17 protein-coding genes are annotated in these 18,401 nt (G+C 67.0%); 8 read left to right on the plus strand and 9 right to left on the minus strand.

Translation table 11 applies throughout. The features are described from left to right. The first annotated feature begins 8 nt into the window (after positions 1–8). Positions 9–2,075 carry a glycine--tRNA ligase subunit beta gene (gene glyS / locus BMZ48_RS00095; protein WP_091529708.1) on the plus strand — a complete coding sequence of 689 codons (2,067 nt, stop codon included), beginning with the start codon at positions 9–11 and terminating at the stop codon, positions 2,073–2,075. Between the two features lie 26 nt (positions 2,076–2,101). Further along, positions 2,102–2,665: a D-glycero-beta-D-manno-heptose 1,7-bisphosphate 7-phosphatase gene (gene gmhB, locus BMZ48_RS00100; RefSeq protein WP_091529711.1), complete on the plus strand. Its 564-nt coding sequence runs from the start codon at positions 2,102–2,104 to the stop codon at positions 2,663–2,665. A 37-nt stretch (positions 2,666–2,702) separates the two neighbouring features. On the opposite strand, the gene folB is transcribed toward gmhB, so the two are convergent. Both folB and tsaD read right to left on the minus strand, forming a co-directional pair. After that, complete coding sequence (folB, locus tag BMZ48_RS00105) at positions 2,703–3,077, minus strand: dihydroneopterin aldolase (protein WP_091529715.1); 375 nt, start codon at positions 3,075–3,077, stop codon at positions 2,703–2,705. Between the two features lie 12 nt (positions 3,078–3,089). After that, positions 3,090–4,145 (minus strand): tRNA (adenosine(37)-N6)-threonylcarbamoyltransferase complex transferase subunit TsaD, encoded by a 1,056-nt coding sequence (tsaD, locus tag BMZ48_RS00110; RefSeq protein ID WP_091529719.1) that lies wholly within the window; start codon positions 4,143–4,145, stop codon positions 3,090–3,092. Positions 4,146–4,261: 116 nt separating this feature from the next. Between tsaD and rpsU the strand changes: the two genes are divergently transcribed. The 4 genes from rpsU to rpoD all read left to right on the plus strand — a co-directional run bounded on the left by rpsU (position 4,262) and on the right by rpoD (position 8,833). After that, a complete protein-coding gene (gene rpsU, locus BMZ48_RS00115) occupies positions 4,262–4,477 on the plus strand; it encodes a 30S ribosomal protein S21 (RefSeq protein WP_091529723.1) in 216 nt (71 codons plus the stop codon). A gap of 88 nt (positions 4,478–4,565) precedes the next feature. Then, the gene (locus BMZ48_RS00120; protein WP_091529726.1) at positions 4,566–5,012 is read left to right on the plus strand and encodes a GatB/YqeY domain-containing protein; all 447 of its coding nucleotides are present in this window, start codon (positions 4,566–4,568) and stop codon (positions 5,010–5,012) included. A gap of 113 nt (positions 5,013–5,125) precedes the next feature. Then, positions 5,126–6,871 (plus strand): DNA primase, encoded by a 1,746-nt coding sequence (gene dnaG / locus BMZ48_RS00125; RefSeq protein ID WP_091529730.1) that lies wholly within the window; start codon positions 5,126–5,128, stop codon positions 6,869–6,871. Positions 6,872–6,931: 60 nt separating this feature from the next. Further along, the gene (gene rpoD, locus BMZ48_RS00130) at positions 6,932–8,833 is read left to right on the plus strand and encodes an RNA polymerase sigma factor RpoD (protein ID WP_091529732.1); all 1,902 of its coding nucleotides are present in this window, start codon (positions 6,932–6,934) and stop codon (positions 8,831–8,833) included. Between the two features lie 133 nt (positions 8,834–8,966). Here the strand turns inward: rpoD and BMZ48_RS00135 are convergent, their stop codons facing one another. From BMZ48_RS00135 to BMZ48_RS00150, 4 genes are all read right to left on the minus strand, one after another. Next, complete coding sequence (locus BMZ48_RS00135; RefSeq protein ID WP_091529734.1) at positions 8,967–9,632, minus strand: hypothetical protein; 666 nt, start codon at positions 9,630–9,632, stop codon at positions 8,967–8,969. Between the two features lie 27 nt (positions 9,633–9,659). Further along, the gene (locus BMZ48_RS00140; RefSeq protein WP_091529738.1) at positions 9,660–10,316 is read right to left on the minus strand and encodes an outer membrane beta-barrel protein; all 657 of its coding nucleotides are present in this window, start codon (positions 10,314–10,316) and stop codon (positions 9,660–9,662) included. A 152-nt stretch (positions 10,317–10,468) separates the two neighbouring features. After that, entirely contained in the window at positions 10,469–10,810 is a 342-nt protein-coding gene (locus BMZ48_RS00145; protein ID WP_091529742.1) for a c-type cytochrome, read from the minus strand. A gap of 16 nt (positions 10,811–10,826) precedes the next feature. Beyond that, entirely contained in the window at positions 10,827–11,150 is a 324-nt protein-coding gene (locus tag BMZ48_RS00150; RefSeq protein WP_091529746.1) for a c-type cytochrome, read from the minus strand. Positions 11,151–11,359: 209 nt separating this feature from the next. On the opposite strand from BMZ48_RS00150, the gene BMZ48_RS00155 reads away from it, so the two are divergent. Next, positions 11,360–12,880: a Ppx/GppA phosphatase family protein gene (locus BMZ48_RS00155; protein WP_091529748.1), complete on the plus strand. Its 1,521-nt coding sequence runs from the start codon at positions 11,360–11,362 to the stop codon at positions 12,878–12,880. Positions 12,881–12,888: 8 nt separating this feature from the next. Here BMZ48_RS00155 and ppk1 read toward each other — a convergent pair whose 3' ends face one another. From ppk1 to BMZ48_RS00170, 3 genes are all read right to left on the minus strand, one after another. Next, entirely contained in the window at positions 12,889–14,991 is a 2,103-nt protein-coding gene (gene ppk1 / locus BMZ48_RS00160) for a polyphosphate kinase 1 (RefSeq protein ID WP_091529752.1), read from the minus strand. 57 nt (positions 14,992–15,048) lie between these two features. After that, entirely contained in the window at positions 15,049–16,389 is a 1,341-nt protein-coding gene (locus tag BMZ48_RS00165; protein ID WP_091529755.1) for an NAD(P)/FAD-dependent oxidoreductase, read from the minus strand. A gap of 211 nt (positions 16,390–16,600) precedes the next feature. Then, the gene (locus BMZ48_RS00170) at positions 16,601–17,467 is read right to left on the minus strand and encodes an EcsC family protein (RefSeq protein WP_159431022.1); all 867 of its coding nucleotides are present in this window, start codon (positions 17,465–17,467) and stop codon (positions 16,601–16,603) included. 55 nt (positions 17,468–17,522) lie between these two features. Between BMZ48_RS00170 and BMZ48_RS00175 the strand changes: the two genes are divergently transcribed. Further along, on the plus strand, positions 17,523–18,299 hold the full coding sequence (locus BMZ48_RS00175) for an NRDE family protein (RefSeq protein ID WP_091529762.1): 777 nt from the start codon (positions 17,523–17,525) through the stop codon (positions 18,297–18,299). The last annotated feature ends 102 nt before the right edge of the window (positions 18,300–18,401 follow it).

An 18,401-nucleotide genomic window follows, 5' to 3' on the forward strand; every position in this document is an offset into this window, starting at 1 on the left:
GCCTGATCATGGCCCGTGACCTCTTGCTCGAACTGGGCACCGAAGACCTGCCCGCCCGCTACGTCATCCCGCTGGCCGAGGCCCTGCACGAAGGCCTGACCAAGGGTCTGCGCCAACGCGGCATCGCCTTCGGCGCAGCGCGCCGCTACGCGACCCCGCGTCGGCTCGCCGTGGTGCTCTCCGCGGTCTGCGAGCAGCAACCGGACCAGACCGTCGAGCGCCTGGGTCCGGCCCTGGCGGCGGCCGTCAAGGATGGCCAGCCGACGCCGGCAGGGCTGGGTTTTGCGCGCGCCTGTGGCGTTGCGTTTACCGCGCTGGGGCAAAAGGACGGCAAGCTGTACTTCCGCCAGTCCACGCCCGGCCGCCCGACCACGGCCTTGTTGCCGGAGGTCTTCGAAGCCGCGCTCAAGCGAATGGACGAGCACGTGGCCAAGCGCATGCGCTGGGGCGATGGCGACGAGACTTTCGTGCGCCCGGTGCAGTGGCTGCTGTGTCTGTTCGGGGACGAGGTCGTGCCGCTCGTGCGCTTCGGCCTCACCGCCGACCGGATCACCTATGGCCACCGCTTCCACGCACCGGCGCCGATCGCGCTCGCCAGCCCGGCGGATTACGAAACCGCGCTGCGCACGGCCCGGGTGCTCGCCGATCCGGCCACGCGCAAGGCCGAGGTGCGCCGCCAGATCGAAACCGAGGCGCGCAAGCTAGCGGGTCACGTGCGCATCACCGACGCGTTGCTCGACGAGGTGACGGCGCTGGTCGAATGGCCGGTCGCGGTCATCGGGCATTTCGAGGACCGCTTCCTCGCACTGCCGCCCGAGGTCGTCGTCGCGACCGTCGAGACCAACCAGCGCTACTTCACCGTCTTCCGCGACGCCGCGCAGACCCAACTGACCAACGCGTTCATCACCGTGTGCAACATCGAGTCGCGCGATGTTGCCCAGGTCATCGCCGGCAACGAGCGCGTCATCCGCCCACGCCTGACCGATGCGCTGTTCTTCTGGCAGCAGGACTTAAAGCAGCCGCTCGAAGCGTATGGCGCAAAGCTGGCGACCGTGACCTTCCACCAGGCGCTGGGCACGATGGCCGATAAGGTCGGGCGTCTGCGCCGCCTCGCCGTCACGATCGCGCAGGCGCTGGGCGTGGACGCAGCGTATGCCGAACGCGCCGCTGCACTATGCAAGAACGACCTGGTCACGCGCATGGTGTACGAGTTCCCCGAGTTGCAGGGCATCATGGGCGGGCACTACGCACGCGCGTCCGGCGAGCCGGATGCGGTGGCACAGGCCATCCGCGAGCACTACCAGCCGACCCAGCAAGGCACGCCGATCCCGGCGACGATGCAGGGCCGCATCCTCGCCCTCGCCGACAAGCTCGACACCCTCGCTGGCATTTTCGCGGTCGGCCAGAAACCCAGCGCCAGCAAGGATCCGTTCGCGCTGCGCCGCGCCGCGCTGGGGGTGCTGCGCATCTGCCTGGAAGCGGAACTGCCGCTTGATCTGCGCGCACTGCTGCACACCGCGCTGGAACTGCAACCGGCCGGTGCGCGCGATGCGGCGATGCTGCGCGAGCTCGAGGATTTCATCTTCGACCGCCTGCGCGCCCATGTGGTCGGCCAGCGCGTCGAGGGCCGTGAGATCGCGGCCGAGACCTTCGCGGCCGTGCGCGCCCTCGGCATCCCAAGACCGCTCGATTTCCTGCGCCGCCTGTATGCGGTGCACGCCTTCGTCGCCGAGCCCGCCGCGCCCGATCTCGCCGCCGCGAACAAGCGCATCCGCAACATCCTGCGGCAGGCCGGCACGGCCCCCGACACGGTCGATCCGGCACGCTTTGAGCATGCCGCCGAACACGCCCTGTTCGAGGCGATGAAAACCCTGGATGCGCGTAACGCCCAGACCGCGGACTATCGTGCGCAGCTGGTGAACCTCGCCGCGCTGCGCGAACCGGTGGACCGCTTCTTCGAACAGGTGATGGTCAATGTCGAAGACGCTGTGCTGCGTGCCAACCGTCTGGCGCTGCTCGCCCAGCTCGACCGGCTGTGCCGCTCGGTCGCCGACCTGTCCTGCCTGCCCGGCTGAACACTGCGCCACGCGACGGTGCTGCCATGAAAATCGTGATCCTCGACCGCGATGGCGTGATCAACGAGGACTCGCCCAACCACATCAAGTCGGTGGCCGAGTGGCGCCCGATCGCGGGCAGCCTGGAAGCGATCGCCAAGCTCTGCCAGGCCGGATTTCGTGTTTTCGTCGCCACCAACCAGTCCGGTCTGGGCCGCGGCCTGTTCGACTACGATGCCTTTTGCGCGATCAACGACCGCATGCAAAAGCAGCTCGCGGAACTCGGCGGCCGCATCGACGGCATCGCTTTTGCCCCGGATCCGCCCGATGCGCCGACGCCCAGGCGCAAGCCCGGACCGGGAATGCTGCTCGACCTCGCGCGCCGGCTCAATGCCAGCCTCGACCTGGTTCCGGTGGTCGGCGACTCCTGGCGCGACATCCAGGCGGCGCGCGCCGCCCAGGCACGGCCAGTGCTGGTGCGCACCGGCAACGGCCGGCGCACCGAAACCGAACACCGCACCGAGCTGCGCGGGGTCGCCGTCTATGACGATCTGGCCACGTTCGCCAACGCCCTGATCGCCGCGCAGCACGCCTTGCCGCCCGTGCGCTGATTCGGCGCGTGATTCGGCGTGCGCACCGGCCGCGGCCTCAGCGGCCGCACGCGGCGTAATCCTCGCGCCGGCGCTCGATCACCACGCCAACCTGCTTTGCGCCCTCGACCGCACCGGGTTTGTCGATCGCAAGCCGCAGCGTCTGGATCGCAAACTCGGCGAACAGGGCGCGCGCGATACGCTCGGCCAGCGTCTCCAGCAAGGCCGGCTGCTGCTCGTCGAGCAAACGGCGCAGATGCGCGCTGACCGCCGTGTAATCGACGGCATCGCGCACGCGATCGCTGCTGGCCGCCGCGCGGGCGTCCACGCCCAGCTCCAGATCGAAGACCAATGGGCGCTTGAGCCGCCGCTCCCAGGCGTGCACGCCGATGACCGCCTCGAGCGTGAGGCCGCGGATGAAGATCTTGTCCATGCGCGCCTCTGCTCATGCCGCGCGCGGCGGCCGCAGTTGGTCCAGCGGCCAGCGCGGCGTCGCGAACAGGCTCCCGCCGGGAGCCACGCCATCGGCGCGGCGCACCCAACCGGTGTAGGCGACCATCGCCGCGTTGTCGGTGCAAAACGCCAGGCGCGGAAAATACACCTGCACCCCGTGCCGCTCGGCATAGGCCGCGAGCTTCTCGCGCAGGCGCTGGTTGGCCCCGACGCCGCCCGCGACGATGACACGCCTGAGTCCGGTGCTCTCCAGCGCGCGGCCCACCTTGAGCACCAGCGTATCGGTCACCGCCTCCTGGAAAGCATGGGCGAGATCGGCCTTGTCCTGATCGCTGGGCTGCACCGGCAGCGCGCTCAAGACGGCGGTCTTAAGCCCGCTGAAGCTGAATTCGAAGCCGGGCCGGTCGGTCATCGGCCGCGGGAAACGAAAGCGCCCGTCGCGCCCGTGCTCGGCCAGCTTCGCCAGATGCGGCCCTCCGGGATAGGGCAAGCCGAGCAGCTTGGCGGTTTTGTCGAAGGCCTCGCCGACGGCATCGTCGAGACTCTCGCCGAGCAGCGCATACACCCCGTGGCCATGCACGGCGACGAGCTGGGTATGGCCGCCCGACACCAGCAACGCGAGAAACGGGAACGCCGGTGCCGGCGTCTCCAGCATCGGCGCCAGCAAATGCGCTTCCATGTGATGCACCGGAATCAGCGGCACGTCAAGCGCGCTCGCCAGGCCGGATGCGACCGCGGCGCCGACCATCAGCGCGCCGATCAGGCCGGGTCCGGCGGTGTAAGCCACGCCGCCCAGCTGCGCCGGCTCGACCCCGGCCTGCTGCAGCGCCAGCCGGATCAAGCCGTTGATCCGCCGCACGTGATCGCGCGAGGCCAGCTCTGGCACCACACCGCCATACTGGGCATGCAGCCGCACCTGACTGTACAGGGTATGTGCGAGCAAGCCGCGCGCACCGTCGTACACCGCGGCGGCGGTTTCGTCGCAGGACGTTTCGATACCGAGAATCGGCCCTGGCCGGACCTTGGGTGCACGCGGGGAGACAGACATGCGTGTATTGTAATGACCGGATCGGGGCGGATTGCACGCTGCGCCGGCTTTTGGCTAGAATCGCGGCCCTTTTTGTGGGCTGGCGCCCCGAATCCGCACAAAGCGAGTAAGTCCTTATGCCTTCCGTCCGTGTTCGTGAAAACGAGCCCTTCGATGTCGCGCTCCGCCGCTTCAAGCGCGCTTGCGAAAAAGCCGGTGTTCTCACCGATCTGCGCAAGCACGAGTACTTCGAAAAGCCGAGCCAGGAGCGCAAGCGCAAGCGCGCGGCGGCGATCAAGCGCCAGGCCAAGAAGATGCTGCGGGAGGCCAACCAGCGCGTGCGCCTGTTCTGAACCTGCGGGCCGCGCCTTCCGGCGCCGGTGCACACGAGTTTGCGAACGCGGCCCGAAAGGCCGCGTTTTGCGTTTCAGGAGTCTTTCGATGTCCGATCTCAAGACCCGTATCGCCGAAGACGTCAAAGCCGCGATGCGCGCTGGCGACAAAGCGCGTCTGTCGGTGCTGCGCATGCTCGCCGCCGAACTCAAGCAGCGCGAAGTCGTCGAGTCCACCGCGCTCACCGATGCCGTGGTCCAGTCCGTCGTCGAAAAAATGGTCAAGCAGCGCCGTGACGCACAGGCGCAGTTCCGCAGCGGCGGCCGTGCCGATCTCGCCGACCGCGAAGCCGCGGAAATTGCCGTGCTGATGGCCTACCTGCCGCAGCAACTCAGCGACACCGAGCTCGCCGCACTGATCGACCAGGCCATCGCCGAGACCGCGGCCAGCAGCGGCAAGGACATCGGCAAGGTCATGGCCTGGATCAAGCCCAAGGTCCAGGGCCGCACCGACATGGCCAAGCTGGCCGGATTAATCAAGGCTAAGCTCGGGTGAATGGCCGACAGACATTCATCCCGCGAACCTCTGGTCACGGACGGCCGGGCAAGCGGCAGGCCGAGCGACACCGTCGCACCTGGATGGCGCCGTCGCGGGTAAATTGATCGCCCATGTCGCGTATTCCCGAGGCCTTCATCCACGATCTGCTCGCACGCACCGATATCGTTGAGTTGATCGGCGAGCGCATCGAGCTCAAGCGCGCGGGCAAGGAATACCGGGGTCTGTCGCCGTTCACCAACGAAAAAACGCCCTCGTTCTTCGTCTCGCCGCAGAAGCAGATGTTTTTCGACTTCAGCTCCGGCAAGAACGGCAATGCGATCGGCTTCCTGATGGCCTACGACCGCCTGTCCTTCGTCGAAGCGGTCGAGGAACTGGCCCGGCGCGCCGGCCTGGAAGTGCCGCGCGAGGGCGGCGCGCCTGCGCGCGTGCTGATGGACGGACCGCTCGATGCGCTGGCCGCCGCAGAGCGTTTCTTCCGCGACCGCCTGCGTCAGACTCCCGTAGCCATCGACTATCTGAAAAAACGCGGGGTCAGCGGCGAAACCGCCAAGCGCTACGGGATCGGCTACGCCCCCGACCGCTGGGACGCGCTGACCGAATTCCTCAAAGACACGCGGCATGCGATCGAGGCCGGCCTGCTGGTGCCCAGGGAGGGCGGCGGTTGTTACGACCGCTTCCGCCACCGCATCATGTTCCCGATCCGGGATACGCGCGGGCGGGTGACCGGTTTCGGCGGCCGTACCCTGGGCAACGATCCAGCCAAATACCTGAATACCCCCGAAACCCCCCTGTTCCACAAGGGACGCACGCTCTATGGTCTGTACGAAGCCCGCCAGGCGAGCACCGGACCGCTGGCGCAGCTGGTCGTCGTCGAGGGCTACATGGACGTGGTCATGCTCGCCCAGCACGGCATCCACGAGGCGGTGGCCACCCTGGGCACGGCGACGACGCGCGACCATCTGCAGTTGATCTTCAAGACGGCGAACCGCGTGGTGTTCTGCTTCGACGGCGACCGCGCCGGTCGTGCCGCCGCCTGGCGCGCACTCGAACAAACCCTGCCCGAACTCCATGACGGCCGCGAGTGCGCGTTCATGTTCCTGCCGGAGGGCCACGACCCGGACACGCTGGTGCAGACAATCGGTGCCGAGGCTTTCCGCGCCCGCATGCGCGCAGCGCAGCCGCTGTCGCAGTTCCTGCTCGGCGAGCTGGTGCGCCAGGTGGACCTGGGCACGCTCGAAGGACGGGCGCGGCTACTCGCCCTGGCGCGGCCGCATCTGGACAAGCTCCCCGCAGGATCACTGCGCACGCTGCTGCTCGACGAGCTGGCGCACCTCGCGCGCATGGACCGCACCGATGTCGAGCAGGCGTTGCGCCGTTCCGATCCCCCTGCGCGGGGCAACGCCCCACCGGCTGCCGCCGAACGCGGCAGCGCCGCCGCCCGCCCGGTCAGGCGCCTGATGCAGCTCCTGCTCGAACGCCCCGCGCTCGCCGAACGCGCCGAACACGTCGAGCTGCTGGCACAGGCCAACGTGCCGGGCACCGACGTGCTGGTCGCCGCCATCGATTTCTTTCAGGCCCATCCGGGCGCCACGGCCGCGCAACTGCTCGCGGCCTGGACCGACACGGCCAGGGGCCGCGCGATCGGCCGCCTGCTCGCCGATCCGCTGCCGCCGCTGGACGACACCGCACTCGAGGCCGAATTCCGCGACGGCTTGCACCGGCTCTGCCAGCGCGCGCTAAAAGCCCGCGTCGAGGCGCTGCTGGCGCAGGCGCGCATCCGCACCCTCACCGAGGCCGAAACCCGGGAAATCGAGGCGATGACCCGGCAGATGCGGACGCGCCCGCCGGATACTTGAAAGTGGCGGTATAATGACCAGTTCTGCGCTACCCCTCAAGCGCCGCACACGAGCTTTGGCATGGCAAACACGAGCAACACTGAGAAAGCCGAACGGGCCTCCGCAATGGACAAGCAGGCCCAGAAGCAATCCCAGATCAAGGTCCTCATCGCGCTCGGCAAGGAGAAGGGTTACCTGACCTATGCCGAGGTCGCCGACCATCTGCCCGAGATCGTCGATACCGAGCAGATCGAAGACATCATCAGCATGATCCAGGCGATGGGCATCCCGGTCCACGAGGAAGCCCCGGAAGAGGATCAGCAGCTGTTCTCCGAACCCGCCGTTGTCGCGACCAACGAGGAAGAGGAAGAAGCCGCCGAAGAGGCCGCCGCCGCGATCGCCGCGCTCGACGACCAGTTCGGCCGCACCACCGACCCGGTGCGCATGTACATGCGTGAGATGGGTGCGGTGGAGCTGCTCGACCGCGAAGGCGAGATCCGCATCGCCAAGCGCATCGAGGAAGGCTTGAACGAAGCCATGTTCGCGATGGCGCAATATCCCGAGACGGTGGCGATCCTGCTCGAGGCCTTCGAGGCCTACAAGCAGGGCAAGCGGCGTCTGGGCGACATCGTCACCGGCTTTTTCGATCCCAACGCGCCCGAGGAAATCCCGCCGGCGGTACCGATGGCCGCTGCCGAGGAGATCGACGAAGACAGTGACGACGAGGAATCCATCGAGGGCGAGGAGGAGGAGGCCGTCGATACCGGCCCCGACCCGGCCGTCGCGGCGGAGAAGTTCGCGACCCTGCAAAAACTCTATGACAAGGCCTGGGATGCGCTGCTCAAACTCGGCAGCGCGCACCCGAAGACACAGGCCAGGCGGGAGGCCGTCGCGCAGCACATCATGACCTTCAAGCTCTCGCCGAAGATCGTCGACGAGATCACCCGCAACCTGCGCGAGAAAATCGAGCTGATCCGTCAGACCGAACGCAAGATCATGCGCATCTGCGTCGTCGATGCCGGCATGAGCCGCGAGGAGTTCCTCAAGGTTTACCGCGAGTCCAATGGCGCGACATCCGAGGAATGGGTCCACAAGCTGATCCGCGCCAAGCGCAAGTATTCCTCCGAACTCAACGCCCGCAAGGAGGAAATCTTTGCGCTGCAGGCCATCCTGCGGAAGATGGAAGGCGACAACCTGATCACGCTCGAGGAAATCAAGGACATCAACCGCCGCGTCAACGTCGGCGAGGCCAAGGCGCGGCGCGCCAAGAAGGAGATGGTCGAGGCCAACCTGCGCCTGGTGATCTCGATCGCGAAGAAATACACCAACCGCGGCCTGCAGTTCCTCGACCTGATCCAGGAGGGCAACATCGGCCTGATGAAGGCGGTCGACAAGTTCGAATACCGCCGCGGCTACAAGTTCTCGACCTATGCCACCTGGTGGATCCGTCAGGCGATCACGCGCTCGATCGCCGATCAGGCGCGCACGATCCGTATCCCCGTGCACATGATCGAGACGATCAACAAACTCAACCGGATCAGCCGCCAGATGCTGCAGGAGATGGGCCGTGAGCCCACGCCCGAGGAGCTGGCGAAAAAAATGGATATGCCTGAGGACAAGATCCGCAAGGTGCTCAAGATCGCCAAGGAACCGATCTCGATGGAAACCCCGATCGGCGACGACGAGGATTCACATCTGGGCGATTTCATCGAGGACACCAACGCGGTATCGCCGCTGGAGGCCGCCACCGCGCAGTCGCTGGCAGAAGCGACGCACCAGATCCTCGCCAGCCTGACCCCGCGCGAGGCCAAGGTGCTGCGCATGCGCTTTGGCATCGACATGACCACCGACCATACGCTGGAAGAGGTCGGCAAGCAGTTCGACGTCACCCGCGAGCGCATCCGCCAGATCGAGGCCAAGGCGCTGCGCAAGCTGCGCCACCCGAGCCGCGCCAATTACCTGCGCAGCTTCCTCGAAGAGTGAACGAGCCTCCATGCGCGGGGCAGTCGTCCACGCGCACAGACCGCGCACGAAAAACCCCGCCTGCAGCGGGGTTTTTCGTCTGTACGGCCGGCCGCCGGCCGCCGCGTCGTGCCGCACCGGCCGGGCGAGACCCTCAGCGGCCGAAGTGCAGGCGCAGACCGGTGCGCAGTTCGTCGCTCTTGATCGTGCCACCGTCGTCGTCTTCGAGATCGGTTAGGCGGTAATCGACGAAGACGCCGAGCTGCGGCGTCAGCGAAAACACGCCACCGACCAGATATTCCGGACCGTCGGCGTCGCCGCCCTCGTCGTCCTCGAGCTTCACATAGCCGATCTGGCCGTAGACGCTCGTCGCCGCGCTGGCGTAAAGCGTGCCGCGCACATGCACGGCAAAGCCGTCCGCGTCGAACGATTCGCCCCCGCCCTCCAGCGTCACGTCGAGATACTCGCCATACAGCCCCCACTGGAACCCGGCCTGCTCGGGCGCCTGCAGCCCGATGCCGAGGCGCCAGCGCTCGTCGTCGATATCGACATCTCCAGAGCCGAGCCCGGCCACTGAGGCTTCGTCGTAATTGAGCTTCTGGTACTCCGCGGTCAGCAGCACCGCATCGGCGACAGGCGCAGCGCCACGCAAACCATAGCCATCGCCCTCGAATTCGAGGCGATCAGACCCGTCATCGAATTCGAGCTCGGGCGTCGGGCTGTAGTAGAAATCCAGATACCCCGGCGTCGCGAAAGCCACCAGCGGCGTGGCCGTGAGCAGCAAGCCGCATACGCGGCTGATTTTGGTTTTCTTATCCATCAGGATCTCCCCATTCGATTGGATGCTTCAGAAACGGAAGCGGAATCCGGCACGCACATCCTGCGTGTTCTGCTCGGCATCGTTGTCACCATCAAGCTCGACGACGCGGTAATCGGCGAACAAGCCGAAGTTGCGGTCAAGATCAAGGCCAATACCGGCAAGATATTCGAAGCCGTCGGCATCGCCGATGTCGAGGTAACCCGCGCGCGCGTCGAGCGTGAAATACGTTGCGAGATCAAAGCGCGCACCGACGTGTGCCCCAAAGCCGGTTTCGGAGTTCGATGCACTGCCCAGCGATCCGCCATTGACCTCGACGTCGTAATTGATGTACTCGACGAACGCATAAATCGGCAGGCTGGTGTTGTAACCGAGGCCGATACGCGTGTCATCGGTGCTGCCGCGAACCCCGCTGCCGGCCCCACCGATGTCTTCGACATCGGTGGATTGGTACAGACCGGAGAGAAAGACATGTTCGCCGAGCATCAGGGTGAGCTTGACGCCAAAGCCGTCGCCCTCCTCCGATTCGGCCGATGCACCGCCGCTTTTGAGCTCCAGCGTCGAGTCCGCGACGTAATAGGCGTCGATCGAATCCAGGTTCGCCGCTGTTGCCGTCAGCGGTGCGGCGAACACCATGCCGGCGAGAATCCCCATCGCGCTTCCAACCCCAAGGCCATGCTTGTTCATGTGTTGCTCCGCTCCTTCGTTTGCGATCCCCGTCGCACCGGGTGTCGGCCGAGTATAACGGGCACGCCTGCACAAGGTGCGCACAAACGAAAAGGCACGGGAGCGCCCGTGCCTTTCCTCCTGCCCGTTCCGGCGCCGGATCAGAGCCGGATTTACCGGGCCGCTCCAGCACCCGTCTTGATGCTGGGGGTATACAACGGTCCCGGCTGACGCTCGAAGTACTGCGCGAGCGCGCGGATTTCGGCGTCGGTCAGAGCGGCGGCCTGCGGTGCCATGACCGCGTTCTTGCGTACGCCCGCACGGTAATCTTTGAGCGCCTGTTCGAGATAGCTCGCGTATTGCCCGGCGAGCACCGGATAGTTCGGCGCGATTGGCTTGGCGCCGCCTTCGCCATGGCAGGCGACGCATGTGGCGGCCTTCTCGGGCACCGGCGTCTGCGCGCCGGCCACAAGCGGCAGACTGGCAAGCGCGGCAACGAAAATGATGCGCTTCATGGTGAACCTTTCAGTGTCAGTGTGCGGGAGCCGTGGACAGGAAGGCGGCGATGTCGGCGATGTCCTGGTCGGACAGGCTGGCCGCCTGCGCATGCATGGTGCCGTGCGGGCGCTCCCCGCTGCGGTAGGCCTTGATCGCTGCTTCGAGGTAGGCGGCCGACTGGCCGCCGAGCTTGGGAACGCGGTAGGTTGGATACGCGTTGGTGTACTTGGGAATGCCATGGCATCCCATACAGGTGCTGGCCTTGACGCGGCCGGCCTCGGCATCGCCCTGCGCAAACACCGCAGGGGCAGCGAACGCTGCGGCAAGGGCAATGGCGCCCCAACGCGCATGCTTCATGACGAAAACTCCCGGGAAAAGCGGATGGGCCCTGAACAAGGCGCGATATGTTCGGGGAAATGCCCGCGCCGGTCAACGCGCCCCGCCCCGGATAGTGGACGCAACGGCCGAGCTGTTACCCTGCCGCCCTCGCCGACACCTGACCACACATCCGCTCGCCGCTCACCCGTCCCCGCGATGATCACACCTACCATGGGACAATCGAACGCATGAGCACCCCGATCCAGTCGGTCGAGGGAAGCGCGCGGGAAATCGCTGCCGTCGATCTCGGCTCGAACAGTTTTCATCTGCTCGTCGCGCGCACCGATGGGCGTGAGATCCAGGTCATCGACCGGCTGCGCGAACCGGTGCGCCTGGCTGCCGGCGTCGGCCCCGACCGACGCCTGCAGCCGGACGTCGCACAGCGCGCGCTGGCCTGTCTGCAGCGCTTCGGCCAGCGCCTGCGCGGCATTCCGCCCGAGTGCGTGCGTGCGGTCGGCACCAATACGATGCGCAAGCTGCGCCGCAGCAGCGACTTCCATGTCCAGGCCGAAGCCGCGCTGGGCCATCCAATCGAAGTCATTTCCGGCCTCGAAGAGGCGCGCCTGGTCTATGGCGGGGTGACGCACGGAATGGGCCGGGCGCGGCCGCGCCGGCTGGTCGTCGACATCGGTGGCGGCAGCACCGAGCTGATCATCGGCCGCCACGAGACGCCGCGCCTGATGGAGTCGGTGTCGCTGGGCTGCGTCGTCCACACCCAGCGTTTCTTCGAAGACGGCGTGATCACCGCCGCCCGCTTCAAGCGCGCGCGGCTAGCGGCACGCGTGGAACTGGAATTCCTGGAGCGCCGCTACCGGCGCGCCGGCTGGGACGTGGCCATCGGCTCATCCGGCACCATCCGCGGGATCTGGCGCGTGATCCTGGCCAACGGCTGGAGCGATCAGCACATCACCCGCGAGGCGCTGGAAAAGGTGGTGGATCTGGTACTCACGCGCGAGCACATCGATCAAATCGACTTCGCCGGGTTGCGGGAAGACCGCCGGCCGGTGTTTGTCGGCGGGCTCGCCGTGCTCGCGGGCATTTTCGATTCGCTCGCATTAAAGACGCTGGAGACCTCCGACCGCGCGCTGCGCGAAGGTCTGGTCTATGACCTCCTGGGTCGTCTGTCCAACCACGACGTGCGCGACGAAGCGGTACAGGCGATGGCGCGCCGCTATGGCGTGGACCAGCGCCACGCCGCGGAGCTGTCGCGCACGGCGCTGCGCATCCTCGATCAGGTCGGCAAAACCTGGGGGCTGGACACGCGCAACGCCCGCCAACTCCTCGACTGGGCTGCGCGCCTGCACGAAGTGGGACTCGCCATCACCCACAACGGTTACCACAAGCACAGCCAATACATCCTCCAGCACAGCGATCTGCAGGGCTTCTCACAAACCGACCAGAAACTGCTGGCGGCGCTGGTGCGCCTGCATCGCGGCCGTTTCGCGCTCGAAGTCCTCGACGAGGTGCCGACGGCCTGGGTGGAGCCGCTCAAGCGCATGGCGATGGTGCTGCGCCTGGCCTATCTGCTGCACCGCTCGCGCACGCCCGATCTCAAACCGCCGGTGCGCGTCAATCCGAACCGGCGTGGCTATGAGCTTTCGTTCACGCAGAAGCGCTGGCTCGAGCGCCACCCGCTGACCCAGGCGGATCTGGAACGCGAGGTCGAATATCTCGCCGCCGCGCAGCTGCGCTTAAAACTGGCTACCTGAGCATCCCGTCAGGGTTCTTCCATGAACCGCAGCTGCACCGGCTTGGTGTCATCAGCCTGCGCGCGTCGATAAGCGCCGTCGGGCTGCAGGATCCAGCTTTGCGCGGTATCGGCGAGATAGGCGTGCAGGTGATCGAGGATGCGCTCGCGCAGTTTTTTATCGAGGATCGGGAACGCGACCTCGACGCGGCGGAACAGGTTGCGCTCCATCCAGTCGGCGCTGGCGAGATACAGCTCGCCGTCGCCACCATTGGCGAAATAGTACGCACGGTGGTGTTCGAGAAAGCGCCCGACGATCGAGCGCACCTGGATGTTTTCCGACAACCCCGGAACCCCGGGGCGCAGCGAACACATGCCGCGGACGATCAGGTCGATCTTCACCCCGGCGCACGAGGCCCGGTACAAGGCCTGGATCATCTCCGGATCCACCAGGGCGTTCATCTTGGCGATGATGCGCGCCGGCCTGCCGGCGGATGCGTGCGCGATCTCCCGCTCGATTTTGGCGTGCAACTGCTTGGCCAGCGTGAACGGCGACTGCAGCAGCCGGTGCAGCTTGGTCACCTTGCCCAGGCTGGTGAGCTGCAGGAACACCGCATGCACGTCCTTGCAGATCTGGGGATCCGCAGTGAACAGACTGTAATCGGTATAAAGACGCGCGGTGCGCGGGTGATAGTTGCCGGTGCCCAGATGGGCGTAGTGCCGCAGCGTGGACGTCCCGCCCGGAGCACCCTCCTCGCGGCGCACGACCAGACACATCTTCGCGTGGGTCTTGTAGCCGACCACCCCATACACCACGTGCGCGCCGACCTCCTGTAGCTGCTCGGCGAGATCGATGTTGGCCTCTTCGTCGAAACGCGCGCGCAATTCGACGACGACGGTGACCTCCTTGCCGTTGCGCGCCGCCTCGATCAGCGCCTCGGCCACCGCCGACTTGTCGCCGGTGCGATACAGCGTCTGCTTGATCGCCAGCACCTTGGGATCGCGGGCGGCGGCGCGCAGAAAATCGACGACCGGCATGAACGATTCATACGGATGGTGCAGCAGCTGGTCGCGCTCGCGGATCGCCGCAAAGATGTCGCCCGCGGCAAACGCCTTGGGCACGCGCGGCGTAAACGGCGGATATTTGAGATCGGGGCGATCGACCATGTCCGGGATCGCCATCAGGCGGTGCAGATTGACCGGGCCGTTGACCTGATAGACATCCGCGGGGGTGAGCTGGGCGACGTCCATCAGGTACTGCCACAGCGGTTCCGGACAGTTGTGGGCAACCTCGAGCCGCACGATGTCGCCCCACTGGCGCTGCGACAGCTCGCCCTCGACGGCTTCCATCAGATCCTTGACCTCTTCTTCGTCAACCAGCAGGTCGGAATTGCGGGTCAGGCGGAACTGGTAGCTGCCGGTCGCCTCCATGCCGGGAAACAAGTCGTCGACATAGGCGTGGATCACGCTCGACAGGAAGACGAAATCGTGCGGGCCGGTCCCCGCAACCTCCTGGGGGATCTGGATCAACCGCGGCAGTGCCCGCGGCGCCTGCACGATCGCAAAACCGGTGTTGCGGCCAAAAGCGTCCTTGCCGGAGAGCTGGACGATGAAGTTCAGCGACTTGTTGAGGATGCGCGGGAACGGATGCGCCGGATCGAGCCCGATCGGCGACAGCACTGGCATCAGCTCGTTGTGAAAATACTGCTTGAGCCAGGCGTCTTGCTCGGGCGTCCACTCGGCGCGGCGCAAGAAGCGGATACGTTCCTTTTCCAGTGCCGGGACGATGATCTCGTTGAAGGTGTGGTACTGCTCGGCAACGAGTTCGTGCGCGCGCCGGCTGATCGCGGCGAGCGTCTCCGCCGGCGTCAGCCCATCGGCTCCCCGCTGTGTCGGGTTGAGCTCGGCCATCTGCTGCAGGCCAGCGACGCGGATCTCGAAGAATTCATCGAGATTGGAGCTGGAGATGCACAGAAACTTGAGCCGCTCGAGCAGCGGCACGCGCTCATCCTTGGCCTGCTCGAGGACACGGCGGTTGAATTCGAGCAGCGACAGTTCGCGGTTGAGGAACAGCTCGGCGGGCTGGAGGCCCTGCGCGAGCGGGTCGGGCAGCTCGGGCGGCGCTTGTGTCATCGCGGTGGACTGGGAGATGCGGGATGCCCAGTCTATGACAGGCGTATGGCCGGCTGGTTACGCCGCCCGGTCCAGATGCCCGCCGTCCGCGCGCGAATGGTGCGCCTGCCGCAGCGCCCGCGTCTTCGGCGGCGCACCGGTGATCAGGCGGTCGCCCTCCTTGCGCGTGCAGTACTTCCAGGCCCATTGCAGGAACACACGCATGCGCTGCTCGGCATCGATCAGCGAGGCGATGTGGACAAACGCCCAGATCAGCCAGGCGGCGATGCCGGTGAGCTTGACCACGCGCAGGTCGCCGACGGCCTTGTTCATGCCGATCACCGCCATCGTGCCCAGGTCGCGGTAGCGAAACGGCGCGCGCGGAGCCTGGCCGCGCAGCCGGCGGCGGATCACGTCGGCGACATAGCGGCCCTGCTGGATCGCCGCCGGCGCAAGTCCCGGTACATCGCGCCCGCGCGCGTCGGTCAGACACGCCAGATCGCCGATGACGAAGATCTCCGGATGCCCCGGCAGGCTGCAATCCGGCCGCACCTTGACGCGCCCACTGCGGTCGAGCAGGGCGCCGGTGCGCTCGGCGAGGATCTCGCCGAAATACGATGCGCGCACGCCGGCAGCCCAGAGAATGGTTGCCGCCTGGACGGTCTCGACCTCCGTGCCGCTGCGCATGCACACGAAATCCGGCCCCAGCTCCTCGACCTTGGTCCCGGTGCGCACGGTCACGCCCAGTTCTTCGAGATGGCGGCGCGCCGCCCGGCGCAAACGAACGTCGTAGGCCGGCAGCACGTCCGGCGCGCCTTCGACGAGCAAGATACGCGCCTGGCGCGGATCGATGCGACGGAAATCGTGCACCATGGTCTTGTGCGCGAGCTCGCCGATCGCGCCGGCGAGTTCGACCCCGGTCGGCCCGGCACCGACGATGACAAAGCTCATCAGACGCTGCCGTTCGACCGGATCCTCCAGGGCCTCCGCCTTTTCGAACGCATCGAAGATGCGGCGGCGGATGTCGAGGGCGTGCTCGACGGTCTTGAGTCCCGGCGCGAACTGCGCCCAGCTGTCGCGGCCGAAGTAATGATGCTTGACGCCGGTGGCGACGATCAGCGTGTCGTAACGCAGCGTGCCGTACTGGTGGCGCAGCACGCGGGCCTGCGGATCGAGCTCAAAAACTGCCGAGGTCAGGCAGGTGACGTTGCGATACTTGCGCAGCACCACGCGGTGCGGGATGGCGATATCACCGGGCGGGATCGCACCGGTTGCCACTTGATAAAGCAGCGGCTGGAACAACTGGAAATTGCGCTTGTCGAGCAGGGTCACCCGGCAGCCGCTGCGCCCTAGGGCCTTGGCCGCATACAGCCCGGCGAAGCCGCCGCCGACGATGACCACGTGATGCTGTCCGTCCATTCCACCCGACCGTCATGTTGCACTGCGGCAAAGCCTATCGGGGCACTGGCAGGGGTGCAATCACAGGTCCCTGTTAGGGAACATCCGAAAAAGGCGGCGCGCGGGATGAAGCCCGGCAGGCAAGCGCAGCGCCGCGACTCATCGCGCCGAACGGCGAGGGGACGAGCGCTGCGCGCCCACGCGATTCCCCGCGCCGTGGACCCGCGCTTGCTCAGGCGCCGCGCCCGGTATCCGGCGCAAGGCCCATGCGCCGCAGGCAGCGGGCCGCCAGCGTGTACTGGGCCGCCTGGGCGATGTCGTGGATATATCCGGCATTGACCGCGCCGCCGACGACGGCGCCGATCACCGGCAGCGCGCCGCCGCTCTTGCGGGTTCCAAGATGCGCGCCGATGCGGCTGGCCAGGGTGTTCAGGCTGAATTGCGCCGCATCCTTGGCGAGCTCGCGCTCGGCGATGCGCTCGACGCCGTCGCGCCAGGCCGCATCGAGCAGCGGACGACCCTCGTGCAGGGCCGCCCAGGCCGCGCGTTTCTCCTCGTAACTGTTGGCGGAGGCGAGCGCGAACACGCCGATCGACAAACCCTGCGCGCCAGGCTGCCCCCAATCCTCGCCATAGCAGTATGCGGTGCGGTGGATCGTGCGCAGCGCCAGCGTCAGCAGCGTCGGGATGTCGGCGACCATGCCGGCGGCGCCGCCGATGCCGAGCGCCGCACCGCTGCCGCCGGCGAGCAGGATCGCGCGCCGCTCGACGCGGCGGGCCAGCGCATCGGCCTCACGCAGGGAGCGTTGCGCGAGCGCCTCGAGCGTGTCGACACCTGCCCAGCGCAGGATGTCGCGCCCACCGGCGATCCGTCCGGCGACTCCGTCGAGCGCCTGCAGGCTTGCCCGCAGCACCCCGACCGGAACCAGCTGCTGCGTCAGCCGCGCGGCGACATGGCTGGGTTTGGCCAGCAGGCGGGTGCCCCAATCCGGCGGCGCCTCGAGCCAGCGCTGGATGTCGGCGCGCCGCGCCCGCGCATAGGCGTCGGGCGCATCGATCGCTTCTGGCTTGGCGCTGGCCTGTCCGGTCGGTACGATCATGATCCTTCCAGCGTAGCGGGTTGACGGGCGGACGGCACGCGCGGATGCTGCCGGCATGTGCCTGATCGCCGTCGCCCTCGATGCGCACCCCCGTTATCCGCTGGTGATCGCCGCCAACCGCGACGAATTCCACGACCGTCCGGCCGCCCCCGCCGACTGGTGGCCCGGCACCGCATCGGTGTTCGGCGGCCGCGACCTGCTCAAAGGCGGCAGCTGGCTTGCGCTCGCGCGCGATCGCCGCTGGGCCGTGGTCACCAATGTCCGCCGCATGATACCCCCCGATCCGAAGGCGCCCTCGCGCGGCGCGCTGGTCGCCGACTATGTGAGCCGCGAGGACGACCCTGCGGATTACGTCGCACGCCTGGGTGCGTCGGCCACCGCCCATCCCGGCTTCAATCTGCTCGTCGGCGTCGGCAGCCGCGCCCATTACGCCACCAACCATCCGCGCTATCGCACGGCTGCGCTCAGCGCCGGCATCCACGCCGTCAGCAATGCCAGTCTCGATACGCCCTGGCCCAAGCTGGTGCGGCTGCGCGCGGCGCTGCAGCGCTGGTGTGCGGAACGCTGCGACGATTTCACCCCCCTGTTCGCCGCCCTGGCGGATTCGCGCCCGGCTCCGGATGAGGCCTTGCCGGATACCGGCGTCGGTCTGGAGACGGAACGCTTTCTGTCCCCCCCGTTCATCCGCGGCGACCGCTATGGCACGCGTGCCAGCACCGTGCTGGCGATGCGCGCCGACGGCCGCGTGCGTTTCTGGGAACGCCGTTTCGGCCCCTTGGGTCGCGCATCCGGAGAAACGCAGTGCGAATTGTGTCTCGCCGCCGGAACCTGATCGCCACCGGACACCCCAGGCTGCGCAAACAGCGCGTGAAATTCCGCCCCGGCGCATCGCACCGATTTGCGCGATACTGGATCGCAAAAGCGGCTTTCTGGC

The organism is Fontimonas thermophila (assembly GCF_900113085.1).
Lineage (GTDB): Bacteria > Pseudomonadota > Gammaproteobacteria > Nevskiales > Nevskiaceae > Solimonas > Solimonas thermophila.

Bases quoted from the DNA above. Each gene is read 5' to 3' on its own strand.
- glyS (WP_091529708.1), top strand. From the start codon at position 9: ATGGCCCGTGACCTCTTGCTCGAACTGGGCACCGAAGACCTGCCCGCC.
- gmhB (WP_091529711.1), top strand. From the start codon at position 2,102: ATGAAAATCGTGATCCTCGACCGCGATGGCGTGATCAACGAGGACTCG.
- folB (WP_091529715.1), bottom strand. From the start codon at position 3,077: ATGGACAAGATCTTCATCCGCGGCCTCACGCTCGAGGCGGTCATCGGC.
- tsaD (WP_091529719.1), bottom strand. From the start codon at position 4,145: ATGTCTGTCTCCCCGCGTGCACCCAAGGTCCGGCCAGGGCCGATTCTC.
- rpsU (WP_091529723.1), top strand. From the start codon at position 4,262: ATGCCTTCCGTCCGTGTTCGTGAAAACGAGCCCTTCGATGTCGCGCTC.
- BMZ48_RS00120 (WP_091529726.1), top strand. From the start codon at position 4,566: ATGTCCGATCTCAAGACCCGTATCGCCGAAGACGTCAAAGCCGCGATG.
- dnaG (WP_091529730.1), top strand. From the start codon at position 5,126: ATGTCGCGTATTCCCGAGGCCTTCATCCACGATCTGCTCGCACGCACC.
- rpoD (WP_091529732.1), top strand. From the start codon at position 6,932: ATGGCAAACACGAGCAACACTGAGAAAGCCGAACGGGCCTCCGCAATG.
- BMZ48_RS00135 (WP_091529734.1), bottom strand. From the start codon at position 9,632: ATGGATAAGAAAACCAAAATCAGCCGCGTATGCGGCTTGCTGCTCACG.
- BMZ48_RS00140 (WP_091529738.1), bottom strand. From the start codon at position 10,316: ATGAACAAGCATGGCCTTGGGGTTGGAAGCGCGATGGGGATTCTCGCC.
- BMZ48_RS00145 (WP_091529742.1), bottom strand. From the start codon at position 10,810: ATGAAGCGCATCATTTTCGTTGCCGCGCTTGCCAGTCTGCCGCTTGTG.
- BMZ48_RS00150 (WP_091529746.1), bottom strand. From the start codon at position 11,150: ATGAAGCATGCGCGTTGGGGCGCCATTGCCCTTGCCGCAGCGTTCGCT.
- BMZ48_RS00155 (WP_091529748.1), top strand. From the start codon at position 11,360: ATGAGCACCCCGATCCAGTCGGTCGAGGGAAGCGCGCGGGAAATCGCT.
- ppk1 (WP_091529752.1), bottom strand. From the start codon at position 14,991: ATGACACAAGCGCCGCCCGAGCTGCCCGACCCGCTCGCGCAGGGCCTC.
- BMZ48_RS00165 (WP_091529755.1), bottom strand. From the start codon at position 16,389: ATGGACGGACAGCATCACGTGGTCATCGTCGGCGGCGGCTTCGCCGGG.
- BMZ48_RS00170 (WP_159431022.1), bottom strand. From the start codon at position 17,467: ATGATCGTACCGACCGGACAGGCCAGCGCCAAGCCAGAAGCGATCGAT.
- BMZ48_RS00175 (WP_091529762.1), top strand. From the start codon at position 17,523: ATGTGCCTGATCGCCGTCGCCCTCGATGCGCACCCCCGTTATCCGCTG.